This is a genomic window from Deltaproteobacteria bacterium, from assembly GCA_026712905.1.
In the GTDB taxonomy this organism is placed as follows: Bacteria; Desulfobacterota; Binatia; order UBA9968; family JAJDTQ01; genus JAJDTQ01.
In genome coordinates, this window is sequence record JAPOPM010000280.1 from 1 (window position 1) to 9,637 (window position 9,637).

Below are 9,637 nucleotides of genomic sequence, written 5' to 3' on the forward strand. Positions count from 1 at the left end.
GACGAAGCAACTGACGAGGCAGAAGTTGTGGAACCGGCCGCTGGTCAGGGCCGTGAACGCGCGGCGGTGTTCTTCCGTGATATTCGTGTCGGGCATGGCGGCGACCTCCTCGGCGGTGGCGTTGGGGGAGCCCGGCCTCGAGCCCCCGGGACTCGCCCCGCGCCCGCCGGCCGCCACCTTCCGGCGGTGAACGGCGCGGCGGCGGAGGCCGAAGCGCCCGAGCCCGGCCAGCGGGACGGTCGCCGTCAGCGGATCAGCGAAGGTGATCGTCGTCGTTGAGCAGCTCTTCTTCCATGTCGCGAAGCGAGGAATAGCGGCCTGTGCGCGACAACCACTCGTCTATTTCGCCGTCGTCTTCCGGCAACTCGTAACGGTAGAAGGCGGACCAATCATGGTGACGGACCCCCCGCCACAGGGCGCCCGCGAGGCTTGCAGCGCCGGTCCAGACAATGGCTGCCATCCAGAGTGGGCCGATGTGCTCCGCGCCCGCGTCGAGCGCGAGGGTGGCGGCGGTGTACACGGCGGCGAGGGCGTGCCCGCCAAGCACCAGGGTGCGGGCGCGCCCGGTGATCCGGCGCACGGGGCGGTGCGGGTCGCCATCCCGAGTTTTGAATGTTCCCGTCATGTTCATGACCTCCACCTTGCCGACGGGACCGGCGCGGGCCCCGTCATCGCGCGGTGCTTCGCCCTTCCCCAACCCCGCTCCGGCTCGCGGCGAGCAGGTCGGGGTGTCGGTGCTGAGGTATCCGGTTCGCCAGCGCTAGTCCGTCCGGGCCTCAGCCACATCCATCCCGAATCTGAAGATGAGAAAGTTATGCGGCATATCAACCGCGTGACGCTGCTGGGCCATGCGGGAGACGATCCCCGGAATCCGCTCTCTCCGAGCAGCGGCGGAGCCGCCTCGTTCAGTCTGGTGATGACCGAGCGGTGGAAGTGCTGGTATCGGTATGGCGAAAGGTAGGCGTACCCGCGGCGATCTTGACTCCAGTGGCGGTTATGAACGACCAAGCGACCAATTGGGCCAGTGCCGAAGTAGTCAGTCGCGGGATGATCCGGAGAGAGTTCGTTCTAGGACCAGACCTTCCGAACGGATCAGCACCGCGACCAGCAGGGCTTGGTCAACTGTCAGACAGTCCAACCACGGCATGGGCGCGTACGTGAAACCTCGAGCACTATGTCAACGAGTTCGGCGGAGCCTCAATTCGCGGCGGGAGGACACGGCCGTGCGAATGGCCGAAGTCGCCCCGGGCTCGTGGGACTTCGGCCGATGTATGGGTTTTGTGTGTTGATCCGGTGGGTGAAGCGGTGGTTGGCGACATCGGCGAGACACCTGCGACAAGAGGCATCCGTAGGGGCACGACCGGTGACGGTGTTGGGCGTTGCCGGATCGGAGAGCAACACTAGAAGTTTGTTGGGGCCCCGCAGCCATTGGCCAGAACGGGAAGTGCCTTCTTGTTCTGCCGACTGCGGCAGCAGCAGCGGGCTCTATACCGGCCAAATCGAACCTTTACAAGTACCATCCGTCTTGTACTTTGCGGACCGGAATGTCCCCGGTCTGACGAAGGTCATCACTCGACGGTCTCGGCTACACCCTCGTCCAACTCCTCGACCGTGTCCTCGATCTTCAAGGACGCAAGATGCGGGCGGATCGCGCCTACAAGACGGTTCATGGCGTCAGTCATCAGGTCATGAGTGGCCCGCCAGGCTTCCTCAGGGTCATGGTAGCCTCCAGGAACAGCTGCCCGGATTCGACACGCCCGCTTGCCTTCCAGCCTTTGCCAACCGAGTGAACCACTGAAATCAGCCTCGATCTGGTCTTTCCTCGCGTTAAGATGATCGAAGACCTGAAGGTTTTCTTGGTTCTTGCCCTTGCCGCGATCGATGTAGACTTCGGCGCTCGCGTCTTGCTTTGTCACGACATAGTTGAAGCCGATCCCGCGCACTCCTGAACCAAGGCCGATCCAGGAATACTTGCCGGGTGTGATGTGGCGATGAAGTTTGGCGTCCGGGTGCTGCACGATCTGGGACCACCACCTGTGTCGTAGGTGATCGCGTTCACTCAGTTCCTGTTTGTTACGCCCGATCGACTTTCCTTCCTCAGAGGGTCCAACAATCAGAGTCAGCAGCGGGGCGGGTGGGGAGTTCTCGATCCGGATCGCCTCGATCTTCAGAAGGTAGAAGTCAGCGCTGGAGGACTCGTTGAGCCAATTCAGGGCGGCCACATGTTCTGGGCGGGGGTCCGCTACAATCCAGACGGCGGAACTCGCTTGCATTGCCGTCAGGTAGGTAATCAGCTTGCCCAGGTGGTCGTGGTCACTCTTCTCGAGCTGGTTTTCGATGATGATCGACGATCCAGCCTCGTCCTCGGCGACAAGATCGACGCTCAACGTGCTTTCCGTCTTCTTCTCCCGCTCGGCGTTGACGATGGTCCGGTCGATCGCTTCGCTCAAGACATCGATGTTCTCCTCCAGCCACTGAGTGAAGTCGTAGGCTTCATGAGGCCATACATCGCGAAGTGGTACTCGCTCAATTTTTGCAATCATGCTCGATCCTTCCGTAACACGGCATGGCGCCGACTCGGGCTCCCATGGGTCCTACCCCTTAGTCGAAGCCAACGCCTTCAAGATACCGGGAGGCAACTGCGCGTGGCTATATGATCTGTGAGGGGTGAGTTCAGGACGGACTCGGTGGCTTCTCATTCCCAACGTGGCAGAACGGTTGGTCTAGTAGCTTTCCTCGGTAGTCTCGTCGGGAAACGGCCAGAAATGTGGCGGCACGGGAACACGGTGATGGCGGCTGGCCAAAATGACCAAAGGCCAGAGACCGTGTGTAACAGCGGACAAAGACCAGAATTCTCTGCTTGCGTTGCACTCTGCTTTGATTGGTGAAAGCACGTCTTTGCAACTGCGCTTTATCGCGATGTCGGTGAAAGCCAAGCCATGGTTCACGTTTCCACGATAAAGGAGGGATTCCGTGTCGGTACCTGGATACAAGAGTTGCAGGGTAGAGTGTTTGTAACGTCCCGCGACGAAATCCGTAAGCAGTCCCAGCGTCTCGGTGTCGTTCGTTGCTGCCGCCCAAACCGAAAGCGTCGGGACGAGAATGCTGCCCGCAGTGGCGTCATTGCGGTACTCGGCATTGTCCCTGGGATGTTCGATGAGATCGCCATACTCTTCATAGACGCACGGATAAGGGGCATGAGAGTCAAAGGCGAAGGCCGTTGCTTGCGCGATCTGCCCAATCCATTGTCGGATCACATCACCGTACCCCACCCTGTCGAGGAAGAGGCACGCGATATTGATGTCGGTCGCTTGGCTATCCTTGATCGGCGACCGTAGAATCGGGTTGTTCCCGATCATATCCGCCAGGAGCTGGGCTTGGGACTGGAGAGCGTTTCTGACGGCTTCTTGTTGATCGGCGTTACCTTGTTGGCCGAGTCGATCTGCAATGTGCAAGAGCCAATGTCCTCGCATACCTATGCGTCCAACTAGTTCGAAGAGCCTCAGGTTTACGTCGAGCGATGCATGGCTGGGCACGGCTGAAGACAATCCGTGCAGTATCCTGGCTCTGGGCTCAACGTAACGCGAGATGTAGTCGTCTGCAATCAGGCCGTGCAGTGAAATGAGTCTCTCCATCGATTGTATCAATTGCCGTGCCGGCTTTGACTTGCCGATGATGTGGTTCTTGACCAAGTGCCATGCCATCAAGACGGCGCGCTCACTCGACAGGTAGGCGGCTTCGGTGTTGTCGGCGGTGCGCGACCAGACGTACAGGGTCCACAGGCCGAGGTATATCCGGCGGATTGCCGTGAGACGAGCCGGGCGAGTCGCCTTGCACTGATCGACGATCGCGGTGACAAAACGACTAAAGTGTCCGAAACTGGCGTCGGGTTCATCGGCCAACGCGATCGATTTTCGGAGATCAGATCGCGAGTTTTCAGGAAGAGCATTCTCGCGCAGGATACCCGACAGCAGCAGATCGGCAAGGCGATCGCCATTCCAAACATCGAAAGAGATACGGTCACGCGTGTTTTGGCGGATAAAACCCTCGACATCGGTCCTCACATCCTCGTGTAGCTCACCGCCAATGCACAAGACAACAACCACCGGAAGGTTGCTGTACCGCTTTGGGATCTGATTAGGAACGTAAACGTCGAGGATTTGATTGAGCGAGGTCCGAAGGGATTGTGGCCCAACATCCCAGCCTGAGCGCCTGAGGTCTCCGGGCTTGATTGAGAGCAGAAAGACCTTCCGGTTGCCGTCACCATCACTGCCAACTGCGGCGACGTCAACGCCGTATTGCTTCGTTCCTGTCGCGGGTCGGGATATCACAGACAAGCCGAGCTCACTGAGGAGATCTGGCATGATGACGTCGAGTTCTCCCCGTTCTTTCAAGGAGGCCAAGTATTCGACAAAGATGAGTTTCATTGTGGCCGGGGCTCTAGCCGGAAGCGGAATAAGGCAAATCTGAGTCCGACTGGATCGATCAATTCAAGGCGCGGAATCTCAACCTGGTGCTCAAAGCTCGCCATAGACGTCTCCTGTCGGCGAGGGTTGCTTCCATCTCCGGCATAGGCATGGAAGATCATTCCTGTACCATAGAGCAGCGTTGACCGGTGAACCAGTTGCGACATTATTGATTGTTCCATCGCTTGTTTCTGGATACGACGCGACAAATCAGCTTGTCGGAATCCCTGCAATTGACGGGCCCTTTCGCTAGGCCGAAACGCCTCGCAAGTTCCCAATCGTTCAAGATCCCGGAAATATTGTTCGGTTACTTTTACCAACCGACTCACGGATACTTGTGCTGCATCGCTCTCTATGATCGCCGTTTCCATCTGCGTGATTGCGCTCGGATAGTTGACTAGCAGATGGTACGATATCAGTTGTTCCAGTTCGGCGCGGCCGTTGTCAGGAACGGCTCTGAGGCAGGAGAGAAGCACGGCTGTTGCCGCTTCCTGCCTAAGGAAGAGGTAACCGAGCGTCTTTCGGGCGAGGAACAGAATCCATGCAGTATCGAGGGCAAACGGTGTGAGATCAACCTCGAGGCCGTTGGGCACGTCGCTATACGGCAGTAGCCTTTCGGCAAGGGTGCAGAGTCGATGATCGCCGGTCAAGAGCAAGGAGACCACGTACCATCCCAATACGTGGCCGGGTTGTTCGCTGATCCTGTGCTGGAAATAGGGTAGCGCACCGAGATCAACAGCGTCTTCATCGGCACTCATCAGGCCTTTGAGCACGCTGATCACACGCTCCTGATCCCCGCCAAGGTCCCACTGTCCGAGGGTCGCATCGATTGCTCGGAGTGTGGCGCTCTCGTCTTTCTTCGTGTTCTGGAGAGCTTCAAAGCTGACATCAGTCATTTTAGTCGTATAGCGGCGCCAGCCAGTCTGGAGGCCAGATGCGATTGCGTAGCGCACTTCTGGCGCTGGAATACGAGAGGCCGTTACCAAGAGCGGCTCCACCAAACACACGCACTCATCGCGTAACCGTTCGACCAGGCGCAGTGCGGCTCCGATCGCAACGGCCGCTTCACGATCAGAACTCGGTGACTCAAGCGAGTCGTTGAAGCGTTGGATTATAAGTGCGAGAGTTTCGTCGTCTTCCGGGAGCTCCATTTGGCCAAGGGCGTGAAGGGCGTCGAGCCGAACATGGGACTGTGATTGACGCGACAGATCAAGCGCTTCTCCTACGAACTTGCTGGAGTCACGGGTCGCACCGGCGACCAGGACATGGTGGGTGATTCCGGTCTCGATGGTCATGTCGCGGCGAATCCAAGCCAAACCTTTAACAAGGCGCTGGTCGTCCAACTTGAACCAGTTGCGAAGGGCTTTGTAAACCAGCGCCGCGGCGTGGTCTCCATTGGCTTTGTCGAAAAGAGCTTTACACGTCGCCGTAGCATCTTCGACGGGGCACTCTACTTGTGGCAAGATCTTGCAGAATACTCCTTGAGCCCGGAAGAAGGTTGGGCCAGATACGGTATCCAACTCATCGCATCGGTAGATTTTCAAGATGTCGATAACACCCGTGTTGTGGAGCTTGGCGAGTTCATCCGCCAACGACTCTTCCTCAACATAGGGTGCTGCCGCAATCGCGTTGAGCAAGGTTCCAGCAACAGTGGCGGATACGATCCCTTCGGGTGTGCTTAGATCCGCAGACACGTCGGATAAGGTCATTCCTAGCCGTTCTTCTTTCGACAGCAGGTCAGGACGAATGAATTCAAGCAGCGTGGCCAGATGGCCAGTACCGGTAGCCTAAGGAGCATGCTCGAGAGATGGAAACGAGCGCCTATGAGTAGTTCACCGCTCGCTGAGCATGCTCCCGAAGCACGCGGTTGATCTCGGTCTGGTACCCGCGTCCTCCTGGGGCGTTTGCCCTGAACCATGCCAACACGTCGGCATCCAATCTCAGGGTGATCTGTTGTTTCACCGGCCGGTAGAGCATGCCGCGTCTAGCGCCGGACCAGTCGAGAATCTCGGGTATGTCGGTTGTATCGATCTTCTCATCCGGAAGGTTCGCAAGTGCTTTGATCTCCGCCTTCTGCTCCTTTTCAGGTGCTCTAGAAGTCGCCTTCTTCATAGGCTCCCCTTTCGTGGGCGGTCGCTTTCCGGGCGCTGATGATGCGACCCACTTCGATGCCGGTCCCAGGCTCCGCCCTGGGCCAAGTGTGTGCCACGATCACGACCACGTTGCCTACCATGCCGATGGTGTGCCAGCGTTCCTCGTCTGTATTCGGATCCGGCCGGTGGGCTGCCAAAGGATCTTCGAACACTAGCTTGGCAGTGTCGAAGCCGAGCCCGTGCTTTCGCCTGTTGGCTTGGCTCTTGTCTTCGTCCCATGTCCAGTGCAACGATCAGGTCCACTCTGTAACTACAGTATGATAGTTACAACTGAGCTTCTTGTCAAGCAGTGCCGACGTCGTTGGTTGGTCGATTTCTGAGGGTAATGAGGAGTGCAGGCGCGAAGCCGGCAACAGCGGAGCCCCACTTGGCCGAGGACGGCGATAAAGGCCTGGGCATTCGAGACAAGCGGTTTGGTCAGCGCCCGTGTGGATCGTGCTCCTAGCGCTAGGTCCTTCCTGCAATGTTTCAACGCGGCAACAGGATCTGAGGGAAACCGTGTGGCCGTATCAGGCTGTGATGTCGATGCGCTCGCCCCAGGGCTGGCGGTTCCGGTCTGACGGGGGAACTCCCCAATTGACCCAGAGAACACCGATGTCTGGCTCGGTCTCGGGGTAGCTCGAGCACTCCATGTCCGTGAAGTAGAGGCACACGTTTGGCTGTATCCCCCGTTGGTCGAGCCATTCGAAGCCCGGGCGGAAGTCGGTGCCACCCCGGCCCTTGAGGGCGATCTCTTCGGGGAAATCGTCGGGCCCGTACTCGGCCGCGTCCTGCAACGCGGCGTCGACCTGGAGCACGAAAACCCTCTCGGGGCGGATTTCGTCAACGACTTCACGCAGTTCCGCCCAGAACTCGGCCAGGGTCTGGCCCGGAACGGAACCCGAGGTGTCGATGATGACCGCGATCGTGTCGATACCCTCGGAGCAGATCGAGGGCAGGTAGAGGCCCGAGTCGATGAAGCGGCGATTGGGTGCGCTCCAACTGTAGTCGCGCTTGGCGGCGTCGGTCATGTAGCGTCGCAGGAGCGTGCGCCAGTCGAGCGTGCTCGCATGGGCATTGCGGACCGTCTCCTCGACGCCTCCGGGCGTCTTGCCCTCGGCCCTGGCGATGCTCAGGGCCTGGTGCATGGCCTCGTCCCAGGCCTGCTCCTCGGCGGCGGTGTCCACCGGCGTCTTGGAGGGATCGGAGCCTTCGCCTGAGCGGGAGTCGGCGTCCATGACCTCGCCTGTGCCGGAAGGATCGTGACTCGGCGGGGCATCGGATGCGTCGTCCTGCTGCTGGGGGCTCCCTTCCTCGCCTTCGCCACCACCGGTGGGGGCCGACGGATCGCCGGACTCATCGCCGTTGGTGCCGGGAGGCGGCTGGCCGCCCGCCGCGGCGCTCGCGTTGTCGGCATCCTGGGACGCGTTCCCTTCGTCACCGGAATCGCCCTCCCCGTGCTCTGGCAACCGGTCGTACGCCTGCTCCACGCTCAGATCCTCCCAGGCTTCGGCGTCGGGCGGGAGCGTGAAGCCGGCATCCCGCAAGAGCGCGTGTGTGACGAGCTGCGAGGCCGTCTGCCACCGTTCCGGGTCCCGTTCACCCCGGCGCGTGTGATGTTTCAAGGCGCACGCCATCACCACCCGCGCCATGGCGGTCTCGATCAGGTGCGCGTCGGTCTCCGCTACCCAATCGGGCGAGTAGCGGATCTCCCGTCCGTCGCTCGCAAGCGTCCGGCGCGTGAGATCGGCGCGGAGCGGGAGTCTCAGGACAAGGCTCCCGAAGAAGGGCTGCTTCCGCAGAAGTTCGGTCACGCAGTCGCTCACCCTGAGTGCGGACTCGTCGTGCGCGTTGTCGGCCATCACGCCACCTCCTGGACCGGCGGCGTGAAGTAGCCCGCGAACTGTTCCAGGAGCGCGTCGGCGTCGCGCTTCACCTGCGCCCGGACCGCGGGGCCCAAGGTCCCGGACGGACGGAGCGAGTCCGGTTCCACGCTGGCGATCCTCTCCTTCACCTGCTCGCAGAGGCTAGCCAGCCTGTGGTCGCCGAAGATGTTGAGCCGGGGGACGACCTCCACGAGATCCCGGATGTTGGAGATCATGGTGTCCCGGAACACCAGGGGCTTGCCGTTGTCGTCCTCGGTCAGGCGCTCCGAGACCCGCTCGACCGCTTCGGCCAACCTCCGGTAGAGGTCGCCCACGGCGTCATGGAGCTGCTCCTCGATGTGGTGCTCTATGTCTCGCTTCACCCGCTCGGTGTCGTCCGAGGCGAGCCTAGCGATGAAGTGGTCCGCGTCCGGCACCGGCGTGATGCGGTAGCGGATGGAGAACCTGTCCCGGAGATCCTCCTTCGACGGATACTCCCCGATCCGGAAGAGCTTGCCCAGATCGATCCTGGCCTGCTCGACGTAGTCGTCGTAGTCCTCGATGAACCGTGCCCGCTCGCGCACCAGCCGCTCCCGGAGTCCCTCCATGAGCTGGTTGTAGTGTTCGTAGTTGGCGACGGTGAGAAGCCGGGAACCCTTGTCGTCCCACGGAAGCGAGTTCGAGTAATGACGGGTCCTGGCCTCGTTCATGGTGGCGTTCAGTGGGGCCAGCGCAGCTTTCGGAAGCAGCCGCTTGTTGTACCGGCCCACGGTCGTGCTGGCATCGTGGTGGGCGGCGACGTGGTCGCTAGCCTCCCGGTCGTAGAGCCGGCCGGACCAGGCGCTGATGCGCAGGCCCACCAGCATGGCATCGCGGTTCAAGTCCATGATGGGTTCCTCCTTCAGGGCTACCTGACGGTCCACAGGGGGACGTTGATTGCGGCAGCCAGCTTGCGCCTGGCCGCCTCGCGGCTGCGCGCCCGCACGGCGTACTGGCGCGACGGGGCACGGCCCGCCGGATAGTGCATGATTTGCCAGTGCATGGCCTCCTCCCTCACTGCGTCCTGGCCGCGGCCCAACGGATGAAGGCGGGGGAGCGCTGGAGCGCCGGGTCGCGGCGCACGCACGCTCCCACCAGCGACTCGCCGACTTCCCGCCGGAGCCGCTGGGCGAAA

General features: G+C 60.8%; 9 protein-coding genes. All 9 read right to left on the reverse strand.

What is annotated here, in order from left to right:
* Positions 1-253: 253 nt before the first annotated feature.
* The 9 genes from OXF11_22330 to OXF11_22370 all read right to left on the reverse strand — a co-directional run bounded on the left by OXF11_22330 (position 254) and on the right by OXF11_22370 (position 9,505).
* Positions 254-631, reverse strand: a complete 378-nt coding sequence (locus tag OXF11_22330) for a hypothetical protein (protein ID MCY4489822.1) — start codon at positions 629-631, stop codon at positions 254-256.
* Between the two features lie 937 nt (positions 632-1,568).
* Positions 1,569-2,543 carry a DUF4268 domain-containing protein gene (locus OXF11_22335; protein MCY4489823.1) on the reverse strand — a complete coding sequence of 325 codons (975 nt, stop codon included), beginning with the start codon at positions 2,541-2,543 and terminating at the stop codon, positions 1,569-1,571.
* 180 nt (positions 2,544-2,723) lie between these two features.
* Entirely contained in the window at positions 2,724-4,427 is a 1,704-nt protein-coding gene (locus OXF11_22340) for a chemotaxis protein (protein MCY4489824.1), read from the reverse strand.
* Complete coding sequence (locus OXF11_22345; GenBank protein ID MCY4489825.1) at positions 4,424-6,175, reverse strand: hypothetical protein; 1,752 nt, start codon at positions 6,173-6,175, stop codon at positions 4,424-4,426. The genes OXF11_22340 and OXF11_22345 overlap by 4 nt, the downstream gene beginning before the upstream one ends.
* 112 nt (positions 6,176-6,287) lie before the next feature.
* Positions 6,288-6,578 carry a BrnA antitoxin family protein gene (locus tag OXF11_22350; GenBank protein MCY4489826.1) on the reverse strand — a complete coding sequence of 97 codons (291 nt, stop codon included), beginning with the start codon at positions 6,576-6,578 and terminating at the stop codon, positions 6,288-6,290.
* Positions 6,559-6,849 carry a BrnT family toxin gene (locus tag OXF11_22355; protein ID MCY4489827.1) on the reverse strand — a complete coding sequence of 97 codons (291 nt, stop codon included), beginning with the start codon at positions 6,847-6,849 and terminating at the stop codon, positions 6,559-6,561. The genes OXF11_22350 and OXF11_22355 overlap by 20 nt, the downstream gene beginning before the upstream one ends.
* A 279-nt stretch (positions 6,850-7,128) precedes the next feature.
* Positions 7,129-8,460 (reverse strand): VWA-like domain-containing protein, encoded by a 1,332-nt coding sequence (locus OXF11_22360; protein ID MCY4489828.1) that lies wholly within the window; start codon positions 8,458-8,460, stop codon positions 7,129-7,131.
* Positions 8,460-9,350, reverse strand: coding sequence for a hypothetical protein (locus OXF11_22365; protein ID MCY4489829.1), 891 nt, complete (start codon positions 9,348-9,350; stop codon positions 8,460-8,462). The genes OXF11_22360 and OXF11_22365 overlap by 1 nt, the downstream gene beginning before the upstream one ends.
* 20 nt (positions 9,351-9,370) lie before the next feature.
* A complete protein-coding gene (locus OXF11_22370; GenBank protein MCY4489830.1) occupies positions 9,371-9,505 on the reverse strand; it encodes a hypothetical protein in 135 nt (44 codons plus the stop codon).
* Between the last annotated feature and the right edge of the window lie 132 nt (positions 9,506-9,637).